Origin of the sequence: Aliikangiella maris, assembly GCF_040719265.1 — a bacterium.
GTDB classification, from domain to species: Bacteria; Pseudomonadota; Gammaproteobacteria; order Enterobacterales; family Kangiellaceae; genus Aliikangiella; species Aliikangiella maris.
In genome coordinates this window covers 18,988-31,886 of record NZ_JBFDAH010000023.1, presented here as the reverse complement: position 1 = coordinate 31,886, position 12,899 = coordinate 18,988, and the positions used below count along the sequence as shown (strand labels likewise).

The 12,899-nt window shown below is 38.9% G+C and carries 17 protein-coding genes and 1 tRNA gene; 9 read left to right on the top strand and 9 right to left on the bottom strand.

The genetic code is table 11. The features are described from left to right. Window positions 1–71: 71 nt before the first annotated feature. The 3 genes from ABVT42_RS17280 (at window position 72) to ABVT42_RS17270 (ending at window position 2,068) form a co-directional block, all read left to right on the top strand. Window positions 72–539: an OsmC family protein gene (locus ABVT42_RS17280; protein ID WP_353895855.1), complete on the top strand. Its 468-nt coding sequence runs from the start codon at window positions 72–74 to the stop codon at window positions 537–539. A gap of 65 nt (window positions 540–604) precedes the next feature. Further along, window positions 605–1,402, top strand: a complete 798-nt coding sequence (locus ABVT42_RS17275) for a trypsin-like serine protease (protein ID WP_353895854.1) — start codon at window positions 605–607, stop codon at window positions 1,400–1,402. A gap of 399 nt (window positions 1,403–1,801) precedes the next feature. Continuing rightward, entirely contained in the window at window positions 1,802–2,068 is a 267-nt protein-coding gene (locus tag ABVT42_RS17270) for a hypothetical protein (protein WP_353895853.1), read from the top strand. 116 nt (window positions 2,069–2,184) lie between these two features. Here the strand turns inward: ABVT42_RS17270 and ABVT42_RS17265 are convergent, their stop codons facing one another. The 5 genes from ABVT42_RS17265 to ABVT42_RS17245 form a co-directional block, all read right to left on the bottom strand. Then, window positions 2,185–2,700: an antirestriction protein ArdA gene (locus ABVT42_RS17265; RefSeq protein ID WP_353895852.1), complete on the bottom strand. Its 516-nt coding sequence runs from the start codon at window positions 2,698–2,700 to the stop codon at window positions 2,185–2,187. Window positions 2,701–3,066: 366 nt separating this feature from the next. After that, entirely contained in the window at window positions 3,067–3,210 is a 144-nt protein-coding gene (locus tag ABVT42_RS17260) for a hypothetical protein (protein ID WP_353895851.1), read from the bottom strand. Continuing rightward, window positions 3,200–3,412 carry a hypothetical protein gene (locus ABVT42_RS17255; RefSeq protein WP_353895850.1) on the bottom strand — a complete coding sequence of 71 codons (213 nt, stop codon included), beginning with the start codon at window positions 3,410–3,412 and terminating at the stop codon, window positions 3,200–3,202. Before ABVT42_RS17255 ends, ABVT42_RS17260 begins: the two co-directional genes overlap by 11 nt. Then, window positions 3,412–3,933, bottom strand: a complete 522-nt coding sequence (locus tag ABVT42_RS17250) for a hypothetical protein (RefSeq protein ID WP_353895849.1) — start codon at window positions 3,931–3,933, stop codon at window positions 3,412–3,414. Before ABVT42_RS17250 ends, ABVT42_RS17255 begins: the two co-directional genes overlap by 1 nt. Window positions 3,934–4,102: 169 nt before the next feature. After that, a complete protein-coding gene (locus tag ABVT42_RS17245) occupies window positions 4,103–4,582 on the bottom strand; it encodes a hypothetical protein (protein ID WP_367024151.1) in 480 nt (159 codons plus the stop codon). A 35-nt stretch (window positions 4,583–4,617) separates the two neighbouring features. Between ABVT42_RS17245 and ABVT42_RS17240 the strand changes: the two genes are divergently transcribed. The 3 genes from ABVT42_RS17240 to ABVT42_RS17230 are packed head-to-tail and all read left to right on the top strand — an operon-like array spanning window position 4,618 to window position 6,892. Continuing rightward, a complete protein-coding gene (locus ABVT42_RS17240) occupies window positions 4,618–5,184 on the top strand; it encodes a hypothetical protein (RefSeq protein ID WP_353895847.1) in 567 nt (188 codons plus the stop codon). After that, window positions 5,153–5,998: a hypothetical protein gene (locus ABVT42_RS17235; RefSeq protein ID WP_353895846.1), complete on the top strand. Its 846-nt coding sequence runs from the start codon at window positions 5,153–5,155 to the stop codon at window positions 5,996–5,998. Before ABVT42_RS17240 ends, ABVT42_RS17235 begins: the two co-directional genes overlap by 32 nt. After that, on the top strand, window positions 5,999–6,892 hold the full coding sequence (locus ABVT42_RS17230; RefSeq protein WP_353895845.1) for a type IV secretory system conjugative DNA transfer family protein: 894 nt from the start codon (window positions 5,999–6,001) through the stop codon (window positions 6,890–6,892). A gap of 23 nt (window positions 6,893–6,915) precedes the next feature. On the opposite strand, the gene ABVT42_RS17225 is transcribed toward ABVT42_RS17230, so the two are convergent. Beyond that, on the bottom strand, window positions 6,916–7,233 hold the full coding sequence (locus ABVT42_RS17225) for a hypothetical protein (protein ID WP_353895844.1): 318 nt from the start codon (window positions 7,231–7,233) through the stop codon (window positions 6,916–6,918). Between the two features lie 75 nt (window positions 7,234–7,308). Here ABVT42_RS17225 and ABVT42_RS17220 point away from each other — a divergent pair, with 75 nt between their 5' ends. Then, the gene (locus tag ABVT42_RS17220; protein WP_353895843.1) at window positions 7,309–7,728 is read left to right on the top strand and encodes a hypothetical protein; all 420 of its coding nucleotides are present in this window, start codon (window positions 7,309–7,311) and stop codon (window positions 7,726–7,728) included. 106 nt (window positions 7,729–7,834) lie between these two features. Here ABVT42_RS17220 and ABVT42_RS17215 read toward each other — a convergent pair. From ABVT42_RS17215 to ABVT42_RS17205, 3 genes are all read right to left on the bottom strand, one after another. Continuing rightward, window positions 7,835–7,921: transfer RNA gene (locus ABVT42_RS17215), tRNA-Leu, on the bottom strand. Window positions 7,922–8,141: 220 nt separating this feature from the next. Then, the gene (locus tag ABVT42_RS17210) at window positions 8,142–8,708 is read right to left on the bottom strand and encodes a LysR substrate-binding domain-containing protein (RefSeq protein ID WP_353895842.1); all 567 of its coding nucleotides are present in this window, start codon (window positions 8,706–8,708) and stop codon (window positions 8,142–8,144) included. Further along, window positions 8,671–9,039 (bottom strand): LysR family transcriptional regulator, encoded by a 369-nt coding sequence (locus ABVT42_RS17205; RefSeq protein ID WP_353895841.1) that lies wholly within the window; start codon window positions 9,037–9,039, stop codon window positions 8,671–8,673. Before ABVT42_RS17205 ends, ABVT42_RS17210 begins: the two co-directional genes overlap by 38 nt. Window positions 9,040–9,589: 550 nt before the next feature. Between ABVT42_RS17205 and ABVT42_RS17200 the strand changes: the two genes are divergently transcribed. Beyond that, entirely contained in the window at window positions 9,590–10,720 is a 1,131-nt protein-coding gene (locus tag ABVT42_RS17200) for a PQQ-dependent sugar dehydrogenase (protein WP_353895840.1), read from the top strand. Between the two features lie 204 nt (window positions 10,721–10,924). Continuing rightward, on the top strand, window positions 10,925–12,892 hold the full coding sequence (locus tag ABVT42_RS17195) for a S9 family peptidase (protein WP_353895839.1): 1,968 nt from the start codon (window positions 10,925–10,927) through the stop codon (window positions 12,890–12,892). Window positions 12,893–12,899 lie beyond the last annotated feature (7 nt).

Here is a 12,899-nt window from a genome sequence, read left to right as displayed (position 1 = left end):
TGCTCCTTATTACTTGGCATGATAAATTTTGGCATCTCTTAATAAAAGCTAAGTAATTGAAAGGCGTTAGAATGTCAGAATATTTTGCCAAAGTAGCTTGGGCAAGAAGCCCTGATGAAAATTATATCGATAATCAATATAGTCGAGGTCATCAATGGTTTTTTGATGGTGGGGCGGTTATTCAGGCATCATCTTCTCCGCATGTTGTTCCTTTACCTTTTTCTATACCCCAAAATATTGATCCTGAAGAGGCTTTTATTGCATCATTATCAAGCTGTCATATGTTATTCTTTTTATCAATAGCAGCGAAAAAAAAGTTTGTCGTTGATAAATATGAAGATAATGCAGTCGGTATTATGGAAAAAAACAAGGAGGGTAAAATTGTAATGACCAAAGTTATACTTAAACCATATGTTAAATTTTCAGGTGAAAATCAGCCAACGTTGGCTTTGCTTGAAAAAATCCATCATCAAGCACACGAACAATGCTTTATAGCTAATTCAGTAAAAACAAAAGTGATTACTGAAATAGTACTATAAAAAGATATTTATGTTTTTACTATGAATAATTATTACCAACACAATTATGATATGAGCTGTAATCAATGAAAAAATTAATATGTCTTTTGTTTAGTATGTTTGTGCTTGCCACTCAAGCTGTGGTCAAACGACATGATATTTCTGCTGAATCTTATGCATTGAAATCTCCTCCTGATTTTCTCATAGATATGCCACATGAGGGCTCGGCAGTTCTTATCTCTCCGCAATGGTTATTAAGCGCGGGTCATGTGATTTATTACGATGGTTATGAAGGGAAACAAATATCGATACAAGGCGTTGATAATCAAATTGAAAAAGTCATTTTTCACCCCGACTTTAAAAAGCAACCCGAAAAAGCATTTACCGGAGATGCTAAACCATTAATGAATTTTTTGTATGGCCGTATTGATCTAGTATTAATTAAATTGAGCAAGCCTGTAAAACATTTAAAACCGATCGCTCGTTATTATGCTCATCAAGAGCAAGGAAAAATTACAACCACTTATGGTAAAGGCGCAACAGGAACAGGTATTATCGGTGAACAGATTGAAACGAAAATGCACCGCCCGCTTAACTTTTTTAATAATCAAATTGAAACCGTCACTAAACATCACTTAACCATGCGATTTGAAGAACCTGAAAAAGGATTACCGCTAGAAGGGATTCATGGATCTGGAGACAGTGGTGGGCCAACTATTATTGAAGAGCATGGCAAGCAATATCTGATTGGTATTCAAAGTTTTAGAGATTATCAAGGTGATTTAAAAAACTTTAAAGGTGGCGTTTATAACAGTGTTTCAGTGCTCTGCCGAGTTTCAGCTTTTAACTCGTGGATTGATGAGGTCATCGCGGGTGATGGATAGTTTTATGGCGCAGCACTTACACAAGCTTAATTTTTTCGCCGTAGATTAAAAATAGACAGGTGAGAGTTTTCATCTAGGCAAATTAGTTGAAATAGTATGGACTATTGAAGGGCGTATATTCAATTAGAATACTGAGTTGGAAAATAAACATCTTTAAAACAATGCGCTGCACATTGAATTATGGTGCCCGGTTCGGGAGATGTCTCGAACCAGAGAGGCGGCATTTTAGGGGATAGTTACAATTTTTGCGTAACAAAAAACAGCCAATAGAACGATAGCCAGTTCACATTATTTTGGCTCCTAGCAGAAATATGTTACTCAGTGAGTATATTGGACTACTTGAAAAAGTCGCTATACACTGCAAGAAATCGTTTAAGAAAAAAGCATAAGGCGGTAAATATGCGTGAATTTAATACCGATATAAATGAACAACATTTCAATTTGATATGGCATTCTCTTGCCTCTCGGGAAAAAGAGCTACTAAAAATAATCTCAGATAATGAAGACGACGATGATAGTGAAGTCGGGCCGATTGCAAGTAATGATTTGATGTATCTAAGACTGTATCAGAAATCCTTGAGAGAAAAAGCAGAAAAGGCGGCCTTTGATAAAGGGGTATTTAGTCTTAGTGATGAAATTATCGACTTGGCTGATATGGAAAAATAATAACTGTCTGGGGCGTTTCGCTTATCGCCGCCGAAACGCCTTACTTCGGCAGCAAATTTTTTGCAGCCATAAAAGAAAGCCACCGGAAAATCTCGGCGGCTTATCTTGTTTTTGTTTTAATAATTACTAAAAACATGAACCTCATCATGACCCGTTTCGATGGTAAAAATATCGCCACTCATATCCCAATCCCGTCCCATTTTTTTATAGTCGATATAAAACTCTAACGACTTTGGAACACTCATAGAGCTTTCAGTAAATTCCTGCGCATAATCTGCCAGTGATGAATAACAACCGTGATAACATTCTTCAATTAATCGCCTTGCTTCATCAAAATCACCGCCAGTATGATTAAGAAGTTCCGCGCCGATATCCTCATGCTCTTCAATAAAACACGCCACTTCATGCGCCGTTTCTAATCCCTCATATTCTTCTAACCGATAGGCTCCAAATCCTTCGTAATCATGGATTGCGTACTCCTCGGCATCCTCTACCGGACTATCTTTTAACATCTGTTGAACCTGTTCTTGAATGTCTTCTAATGCGCCACACGCATCAATCCAAACACCGTGTAAATATCCGTTGTTATACGCCGCTAAACAGGTCACATAAATTCTAATTTCTTCACTCATTTTTTCGCTCCTCGCTCTTAAAATTGACATCCCCCGGAGGGTTGAAAACCCGATTGATGAGCGAGGCACGAGCGATGGGCATGTTCTGAAATGAGCCTGTAAAAACTTACCGTCATGGCGCGGGCAGGAACAAAAGTAACAACACGGGACGGTCAGTTTTTATGGGTGAGGTATAGGTTATGCGTTAAAATGAGGCGCAGCCTCCGGGGGTAATAACAAATAAAAATGCTTTTGAAAAAACAGCCTTCAAGAAAAGGGCGTTACGGGGATTTCTCCGTTAGAATGGGGTATCGGAAAATATTGGGCTTTTGAAATATTTGTAGCAGGGGAAAAACCTTTCCCCACAGAAGAATAACTATCAGCGTGTTATTTTTTCTTTCTAGTCTTTTTAATATCAGCCAGCGCTCTGGATGCCGCTTGATTGGCAACCCCTAATGCTCGCTCTGGAGGCGTTTCATTTGGTAAAACAGTAAACTGCTTTTCTTTATCTGTAAGTGGTCTATTGTTCATCGTCAAAATCCTCTTCCAAATCAATAATCATATTTCCGTCTTTATCAGTCGCGCCTGATGCCAAGCCTTCTGGCTCTTCTGTCTTATTCTGTTCCATTTCTTGAGCAAGCTTTTTCAGCATTGCCTCTGCTCTCTCTTCTTTTGAAAGCTTTTTAAGTTTTTCATCAAAAGCCGCATCAAAATCTTTAATCTTGTCGGTCATTAAATAATCCTCCGAATGCAGCTATCACTTTTAGGGTCATACTTAAAACCTTTTTGCTCGTAATAATCTCGAATATCACTATTGATGGGGTGCATGATTTTAATGTGTGTAGCCCCTAATAGCGTAGCATAGGCATATAAGGCAAGATAGGTTAAATCCAAGTGCGGTTCGCTGGCAACAGGTGATTTTTCGATATAGTCCAGTCGCAACCCTGTTGCTCTATATGTCGGTCTTCCCATCGCAAAACCGATTAATTCATCACCTTTCCACGTTGCACACTCAAATCGCTTGGGGTAATTGAGTTTCCAGCTATGCCATGATATAGGCCAATCCCAATTAACTTTCCTATTTGGATGATGTTGCCAACGCTGGAAAGCTGCATAGGATGAATTGTTGACTAAAGACAATCTGACATTCGGCAATCTCAAGGTTTGATTTGCCATACGGATGGATTGCTCCCGAAGTGCGTTATATCGGCGCTCTAACTCATCGCGCATCCTTAACCTGTAACCATTGCTCATAAAATATTCCTTTATCGCGGGTGGAACGATTAAAATACTCGCAATGTTACTATTCCAGTTTTTTATCATGTGAGCCATGTCTTATTTAGAGATGTGAGTTTAAAATTTAGACCACTAAACGGTCTTAAATCTCATGGGATAATTAATCAGCAAATTTAGATATTTAGCTTTAGGCTTCCACTCCATGTAAAAAATAGTTGTTTCTTCGCTGTTCACCTTCACTACTAACCGTGTTAAAAAATCCTCTACATAAATCATCGGAGATATCGATGAGTTCCTTTAAGGAGTCAAGTGTATTTTTTTGAATATTCGTTAATTCCGACTTATCGATTGTCAATTGTTCATCACTTACATTTTTTAAATAGGTAAAATACTTCCCTAAAAAGCCTGCAACAACATCGGATATTTGTACGGCCTTGCAATCATTAGATTTAACAAATTCACAATTCTGAATAGGGATACCGTTTTCGGTCCAATCAAACTCTTTAATTTCATCTTGAATGCTTTTTTCCTCATCAAAGATGTGCCGAGAATTCTTAAACAGATAGAGATTTCTCAGATAAAAAGCCATAAAACTGGAAATTAATTCTTTACCATGAAATCCTGATATGAACGGAAGTTCTTTAATTTTGAGAGATTCTTTAACCAAACTCTCAATGACATTCGCCCGAAGCATTATTACTTATGATCGCTTCGGCCTGTATGAGCGCGATTGCTTTTCATAAAGGCATGAGATCTTTTTCAGACCCCCATTTGAATTACGGCATTTATGCAAAAAATATTGAAGATGCAGAAGATGCGTTGCTTGATTTTCAGGAAGAAATTTTTAAAAAAATAGAAGATGTTTTTGACGATGCAGCGGATGTTTACAGAAGCACCCAGAAGCGATCAAACAAGGTCATCCTTCAATACAATGAAACAGTAGAAGCTTGCCGTGCAGCTTATCGTGATCTGAATAAAGTTGCTTCTGATGCCAAGGCTAAATTGAAGACTGATGCAACGCGCATCATAGAGTCTTATCAAGAGACGGGAGGAAAAATGGATAACAGTTTTGACCTCGATGCTTTTTGTCGTTTTCCTGAAATTGATCAAATCAAATTGCCTGACTTTCATAATATTCCAGATACTGAACCAATTTTACAAGACTTCAACGCTCAAAAAGCAAATTGTTTATCAGCTTTAGAAGATGTTTTTAACGTCGAAAAACAGGAGAACTCCAATGAAAAGACGAATGAAAAAGCAATTGCCTAAAATAGCAACTATGGGATGCGCGCTTGTTTTTTGTGTCGCAGGCACCGGATATTTATTGTGGGAATCTATGGGCAAGATAACCGCAGACTCATATGGTTGCTTTAGTCATGTTTATGCGCCACAAACAATTGTGTTGGTCGATGCCAGTGAGCCGCGTTGGAATGAAACGCAGGCCAGAGCATTGCACACTTATTTCGAAAATCTTTATCAGCAATTGGGATTTAATGAGCGGTTATCTGTCTTCACAACGGAAGGCGATCAGATTTCAAGTGTTCCTGCACCGAGATTTCATATTTGTGGTCAAGCCAGAAATGCAAATGAACTTTCAGACATTGGAGCGCCGGATGCGAGTGAAGGTTATTTAAGAAAACAAAAGCAGCGGCTCTTTAAGAATGTTTTTAAGCCACAGCTTGACGCTTTATTGGCTTTCTTACCGGATGAATCTCGCCGCCAAACAAGCCAGTCTCCGATACTTGAATTTATTCGTTCGGTTTCGCGTTTAACTAAGCCGGAACAAGGTGACTCCCTCGTTGTTATATCCGATGCGATTCAAAATAGCGAAAGCCTTAAATTTTGTCGTGTTAAAGATGATATGCCGACTTTCAACAAAATTAAACAGCGCCGCATTTATCAAGAGCGCTTAAAACCTGAAACGCTATCAGGGGTGAATGTCAGTTTCTTAATGTTGATGCGCGGTGGCTATGGTCAGCAAGGGCTTGAGTATTGTTATAGCGAGGAAGAATTGCGCGGCGTATGGAGAGATTACTTTATTGATAATGGCGTTAGCACGCCAGAATTTATTCGCATTCGATAGGTGCTTACGTACCGAATAATCAACGGAGATGAAGACTATTTGGAATACCTGTCTGACCCAGATAAAAAAGTCGGGATTTATTACGTGTTGCGCGGTGGTAGCGGTAAAATCATGGCAAGCCTTTCCCGTATGGTGGTTGGCATTGCCATGCTGCATTGTATGCGCAATGTTAGAGGCGCACGTTCGACTTTTTATCTTGAGGAAGCTGCGACACTCGGACGTGCCGAGTTCATCAAACAAGCGGTGAGTGAATGCCGAAAGTACTTCCACACTATTTTAATTTATCAAAGCCCTAGCCAACTCATCCATTTGTTTGGCAAGGCTGGTGCGGAAGAAATTCTCGATAGCTGCGGTCAACAAATCTACCTTGGCGGAGGCATTCGGAATATTAATTCCGCAACATCTATTGCTGATGCCATTGGTAAAACTTCGATTCTTGTGGATGATCCGATGGCGCAGGCCGACAGGGAATTTATGGCTGAAAAAGCATGGCGCGATGCCATGCTGCGTGGCGAGGATGTATTGGAAGCTTCGGAAAGTTATCACCACCAACATACCCAAAGTCATCAAGGGCGATATACCGGACGATATTTGATTGACCCCGCAGAAATCATGCGTCTTAAAAATGAAGTGATAATTTTATCACCTGGCGCAGGGTTACCACCCATTCTTGCACAAAAGCTGCCGAACTATTGGCAAAATCCTGCTATGGCAGGACGGTATGCACCAGATCCTCTCTTCCCGCCGTTAGACAGCATAAAAATAAAACGAAAATATTTCTGGGGGAGTAAAACTCGAAAATTTATTCGGATGCAAGTACCGGAAAAATTCGCTCATTGGCCTAATCATGTCAACGGCGAAATTGCCTATGTGCAAGGCTATAGAACATGGTGAGTGTTATGAAGTTGAAAACGAGATCACCAAAATCTATTAGCAATTCCTTTTTCGTCTTGCAGGCGTCTGCAATAGCCATTGTAAATATAATAGAGGAAACCTTCATAGAAAATTTCACTAAAACCGCAGTTTTCTTCTTTGCGCTTCATTTGCGCATGTTCAAGACAAAACTCTGTGATGCTGGTGACTGTCGCAGCGGAGGACTTGACATGGTTGTCCAAATTTTTCCAGTACCAAAGCGGCATCGAAATGAGTGGTGTTACGCCATTAATTTCTGGTAAGGCGCGGGTTTCAAATTCAACATGAGACCATTTTTTCCGGTATTTTTGATGATAATTCATAGCATCACTATGCCCGAAACACTGCAAAATTTGCAAGAAAATTAAACCAACTGCCCAAATGGGTAAGGACGATATATGGCATCTGAAAATGATGATTTCATGCCCACAGGCATGGGCAAATCCAAAAATGAAGTTTCACAGGAATTTAGTGAAACGGCACAGGACAGCATACAGGAAGTAAGTCAGGATAAAAGTAATGAGGTCGTTGAGGTAGAAGTCCCCGATATGATTAAAGAGGATAACCCTCACCCTCAACTACGGCCTGGTTATGATACTAGCGATGTGGATGCTGAGCATTTTGAAATAAAAGAACAAAGAGATAGAGAAAAATACTCACAACAACAAGATGCTTTTGATCAAATCGATGAGCAACTAGGACGCGATACAGAAAAAGAAAAAACATACGACAAGGATTTAGATTCTTTCGAAAAAATTGACAAAGAAAGCTCTTTATCCGAAAGGTTTAACTCACGTTCACAAGGATGGGAACTATGATTCATTGATAGAGATGAAAAAAAGAAACGAATATAGGGGTATGCGAAATAGGATAAAACTTATTGCAACAAGTGGATATTTTCAGATAAGTGTTCTTGTTATCAAATGGTGCCCAGGAGAGGACTTGAACCTCCACGGCCCGAAGGCCACCAGCACCTGAAGCTGGCGTGTCTACCAATTCCACCACCTGGGCAAATCTTTAGCTATGCGCTGCGGCGAACTATACTAAACAGAATTCAGCTAAGTCAATAATTAGTTCAATATTGATCAAAAAGTTCTTCAGATGCTGCTATTTTGAACACTTTTTAGTTGGGAAAGTACGGCGTTTGCCCTGAAATGAAGACACTCAGGGCAGTAAGCGAGCAATCGCCAACTTAGTCTTGCTGGATGCAAAGAAGAGATGGGGAGTATCATTAAAGTGGTGTGTGGTTTTCCAAAAAGTTTTGCTTAAAAAAATCAAGAAAATCCAGACAGATTTTGGCGGGGCGTCTGTTTTCAATATGAATAGCGCATAAATCAAAATATAGTGCTGGTTGAAATCCCTTAAATTTAATTGGACCTGCGCCCTCTGAGCGGGCAGTGTATTCATCAACAACAGATATTCCACCACCAAATGCTACCAAGTTTCTGGCAACAAAATAAGTTTGCGCAACTAAAGAGACATCAATCCCAATACTTTCATCGCCAGTGTAACTGGAAAGAATATGACTGAGTGGTCCGCTGTCTTCGATACTAATGTAGGGTAATTCATTGAGTTGTGAAAGATGCAAGCGCTCGATAGTATCGCTAAATTCGCCTTTGGCATAGGCACATACAAATTCACTTTTGGCTAATGGAATTTTGGTCATATAAGCTGAATCGAATGGGCTCATTACAATACCGATGTCTTTATTATGTTCGACTAATGCATCGATCACATTATCATATTGCAAAACTTGGACTTCAAATTGAACGTCTTGGTGAATTTTTTTTAAATTCAATAATAGCCTTAGGCAATAATTCTATGCCAATTGCCGGAACCGTCGCAATTTTAATACATCCCATTTCAGGGCGACTTAAATTGCGCGAAGTTCTTTTTAAAGAGGAAATCTGTTTATAAATATTTCTAGTTTCGCTAAAGAGTACTTTGGCTTCTTCTGTTGGCACAAGACGGCCCTTAATACGCTCAAAAAGTAGAAAGCCTAATTGTGATTCGGCATGTTTAAGTATTTTGCTGGCCGTTGGTTGAGTTATGTTTAGCATTTTTGCTGCACTGCTGACTGAGCCTGTGGTATAAACTGCATTAAAAATTTCAATATGACATAAACGCATGATGTTCTACTTTATATTCCTGACCAATTAATCTAAAACAATTAAACTGGATATTAAGTATTAATTGTTATTATCGTTGTTGAGTAGAATGCTATCACAATAAACGATGGATACCATCGCTTTTATCACCATTTTTATGACCAAAAAAAATTTTTTGTAAGACTCGATTAAAGTTGGAGGTTTGAGTAACTAGTTAGTTTTTTAAGTGAAATGAAGGTAACTATTTAAAATTATAGATAAATTGAATAATTTAAGCTAACCATGCCTTTGCGCTATTATTTTTGATTTTGGGTATGTTAAAGTTAAACAAAATGACTGCTTTTGTTGAATGCTAATTAAAGTGGTTTTCAATGTTTAGTGTATTCAAAAAAGCGAAGTGTAAGTTTTTGAAAGCCAAGTATAGAACGCTAGTATAGAACAGTAGTGTAGAACAGTAGTATAGAACAGTAGTGTAGAACTGTAGCAAGTCGTGAAATTTAACTGCGATTGTAACAATGTATGATAGCCTGACAATATAATTTTTAGTACTTAACCATTTGGGTGTTTGCTGATGAAATTTTTTAAAATAATGACGCTGCTTATCATTGCTATTAATGGGGGTATCGCTTTTGAAGGTCGTACATTATCTATCGGTGAGACGATAGAGCGTAATGGCTATAAGCTAATGCTGATTGCTAAAGATATTGAAATACCTTGGGGATTGACTCAGTTACCTAATGGCGATTTTATTGCGACTAGTCGTCCAGGAAAATTATTTTATATTACCAGCGATAAGTTGCTTAAACACCAAATTTCAGGGTTACCTCCTGTGCATGATTTTGGTCAGGGTGGTTTGCTTGATATTCAGCTTCATCCAAATTTTAAAGATAACGGTTGGATTTATTTTTCGTATTCGCATCCCGATGAGAAAAGAACGTTGAGTAATACTGCCATTATGCGAGCAAAGCTCAAAGATAAAAAACAACTCATCGATGTTCAGCAAATTTATGTTGCCCAACCTTATACCAGTAAAAGACAACATTTTGGCAGTCGAATGGTATTTGACAGTGATGGCTACTTATATTTTTCGATTGGTGATCGTGGAGATAGAAAGACAAATCCACAAAGTATTCAATTAGATGCCGGTAAGATTTATCGTATACATGATGATGGAAAAATTCCTACAGACAATCCTTTTGTGAAAATACCAGATGCCAAGCCCGCTATTTATTCATACGGGCATCGTAACCCACAAGGAATGGCATTGCACCCTCAAACCAGTCAAGTTTGGGTGCACGAACATGGTCCTAAAGGTGGTGATGAAATCAATATAATTGAAGGTGGGAAAAACTATGGCTGGCCTATTGTCAGTTATGGTGTAAATTATGATGGTAGTCAATTTACTGAGTTAACAGAAAAAAAAGGAATGGAACAGCCTGTTTGGTATTGGGATCCTTCAATTGCGCCATCAGGCATGACATTTGTCGTTGGTGATTATTATCCAAAATGGAAAGGGCACTTAATTGTAGGCTCGTTAAAATTTGGTAAAGTCATTTTGTGTCAATTAAAAGGTAACAAGGTTGTTGCGCAAAAGACCATACTGTCTGATTTAATTCGCGTACGAAATGTTACTCAATTAAATGATGGTTATATTTATCTGGCGACCGATGAGGGAAATATTTACCGAGTTTTGCCAGAATAGAACTTGCTGGCAGTTGAATGATAACGAATAGTTTGAATTCAATTTAAACGTGATAAAGGCAGACTTGAACAACATGGAGATGGCTTAATCAACTAAAAAAAACATCGTGTCGATTGGAATCTTGCAATAGACAATAATGTCGACTGTTGGTTAAGGTTAAATTGAACAATAGTCAATGTGATAAGGGTTAACGCGAGAGAATGTATGAATAATACTAACGATAAAATAAAAGTAAGATTATGTGCTCTATTATTGCTTGGGGGGGTAAGTGCCTGTAACAACGAAAAAGAGGCGGTTACTCAACAGACATCAGAAACATCGGCACAATCGGTCAGCAAACAGGACAATTTGAAAAAAATAGCGACATCGCATCAGCAATATTCGGCTGAAGAGTTTTTTAAAACTGTCTCCTTATCTGGTTCCTCGATTAACCATGATGGCTCTGCGATTTTAGTGAGTAGTGATGTCAGTGGTGTCTTTAATGTTTATCGTTATCCAATGAACGGCGGTGAGTCAACACAACTTACCCACTCGACTTCTGATGCAACCTTTGGGGTTAGCTGGTTTCCGCAAGATGATCGCATTTTGTATGTTGCAGATAATGGTGGTAATGAACTAACGCACATTTATGTACGCGAGCTTGATGGCAAAACAACAGATATCACGCCAGGTAAAAATTTGCGCGCAGCATTTGCAGGTTGGCATAAAGATAAAAAGGCGTTTTATGTAACGACTAACGAGCGCAATCCTAAAATTACCGATTTATATCGGTATTCGGTAGAAGGCTATCAACGAGAGTTGCTTTATCAAAATGATAATAACTTTAATATTGGCGTGGTAAGCCCTGATGGTCGCTGGTTGAGTTTGACTGAAACTATTACCAATGCTAACTCAAATTTATATTTGGTGGACTTGCAGGCTGAAAATCAGCCAGCAAAGTTGTTAACTCCTCATGATGGCGATATCAGTTACGCCAGTTTTACATTCACTCCCGATAGTCGCTATTTGATTTATTCGACAAATGAACATGGTGAATATGCTCAAGCGTGGCAATATGAATTGGCAACCGATAAGCAGTCACTTTTTTATCAAGCGAATTGGGATGTGTCATTTGTTCAATTTTCAGATGATGGTAAATATCGAGTAGTGGGTGTTAACCAGGATGCACAAACCCAGTTAGATATGGCTGAAGTTGCCAGTGGTAAACAGATTGCTATGCCTGAATTACCCGCAGGTGACTTACGCGGCGTAAATTTTTCGGCTAACAGTAAAAAGATGGCCTTTTATATAAATTCAGATACGTCTCCTTCAAACCTGTTTAGTTATGTTATTGGTGAAAACAAAGCGAAGCGCTTGACTCGCTCCTTACCTAGCAGTATTGATGAAGCGCATCTTGTTATGAGCGAAGTTAAACGTTTTAAAAGTTTTGATGGTTTAACCGTACCTGGACTTCTATATCGCCCCAAAACTGCTTCAGCCAGCCAAAAGGTACCCGCATTAATTTGGGTGCATGGTGGACCTGGAGGCCAGTCGCGTAAAGGGTATCGGGCAGCAATTCAGCATTTGGTTAATCAAGGTTATGCGATTTTTGCCGTCAACAATCGCGGATCTTCGGGATACGGTAAAACGTTTTATCATCTGGATGACAAAAAGCATGGTCAGGATGATTTGCAAGATATTGTCTACGGAAAAAAATACTTGCAAACCCTCAACTGGATTGATCAGGACCGAATTGGTGTGATGGGCGGGAGTTATGGCGGCTATATGACTATGGCTGCAATGGCGTTTACTCAAGAATTTAAAGTTGGCATTAATATTTTCGGTGTGACTAACTGGGTGAGAACACTAGAGAGTATTCCGCCGTGGTGGGAGAGCTTTAAGAAATATTTTTATAATGAAATGGGAGATCCAGCAACTGATCAGGATAGATTAAGAGCAATATCGCCACTTTTTCATGCTGAAAACATCACTAACCCGGTTTTAATTGTACAAGGAGCAAATGACCCGCGGGTTTTACAAATTGAAAGTGATGAAATGGTTGCGGCTATTCGTAAAAACAATGTGCCTGTTGAGTATGTGCTGTTTGATGATGAAGGACACGGATTTCGTAAAAAATCTAATCGTATCACTGCATCTAATGCTTACCTGAAATTTCTGCAAAAACACCTGTAAATCAATT

Bases quoted from the DNA above. Each gene is read 5' to 3' on its own strand.
- ABVT42_RS17280 (WP_353895855.1), top strand. From the start codon at position 72: ATGTCAGAATATTTTGCCAAAGTAGCTTGGGCAAGAAGCCCTGATGAA.
- ABVT42_RS17205 (WP_353895841.1), bottom strand. From the start codon at position 9,039: ATGCGTTTATGTCATATTGAAATTTTTAATGCAGTTTATACCACAGGC.
- ABVT42_RS17270 (WP_353895853.1), top strand. From the start codon at position 1,802: ATGCGTGAATTTAATACCGATATAAATGAACAACATTTCAATTTGATA.
- ABVT42_RS17250 (WP_353895849.1), bottom strand. From the start codon at position 3,933: ATGAGCAATGGTTACAGGTTAAGGATGCGCGATGAGTTAGAGCGCCGA.
- ABVT42_RS17235 (WP_353895846.1), top strand. From the start codon at position 5,153: ATGAAAAGACGAATGAAAAAGCAATTGCCTAAAATAGCAACTATGGGA.
- ABVT42_RS17255 (WP_353895850.1), bottom strand. From the start codon at position 3,412: ATGACCGACAAGATTAAAGATTTTGATGCGGCTTTTGATGAAAAACTT.
- ABVT42_RS17195 (WP_353895839.1), top strand. From the start codon at position 10,925: ATGAATAATACTAACGATAAAATAAAAGTAAGATTATGTGCTCTATTA.
- ABVT42_RS17225 (WP_353895844.1), bottom strand. From the start codon at position 7,233: ATGAATTATCATCAAAAATACCGGAAAAAATGGTCTCATGTTGAATTT.
- ABVT42_RS17200 (WP_353895840.1), top strand. From the start codon at position 9,590: ATGAAATTTTTTAAAATAATGACGCTGCTTATCATTGCTATTAATGGG.
- ABVT42_RS17260 (WP_353895851.1), bottom strand. From the start codon at position 3,210: ATGAACAATAGACCACTTACAGATAAAGAAAAGCAGTTTACTGTTTTA.
- ABVT42_RS17275 (WP_353895854.1), top strand. From the start codon at position 605: ATGAAAAAATTAATATGTCTTTTGTTTAGTATGTTTGTGCTTGCCACT.
- ABVT42_RS17220 (WP_353895843.1), top strand. From the start codon at position 7,309: ATGGCATCTGAAAATGATGATTTCATGCCCACAGGCATGGGCAAATCC.
- ABVT42_RS17240 (WP_353895847.1), top strand. From the start codon at position 4,618: ATGATCGCTTCGGCCTGTATGAGCGCGATTGCTTTTCATAAAGGCATG.
- ABVT42_RS17265 (WP_353895852.1), bottom strand. From the start codon at position 2,700: ATGAGTGAAGAAATTAGAATTTATGTGACCTGTTTAGCGGCGTATAAC.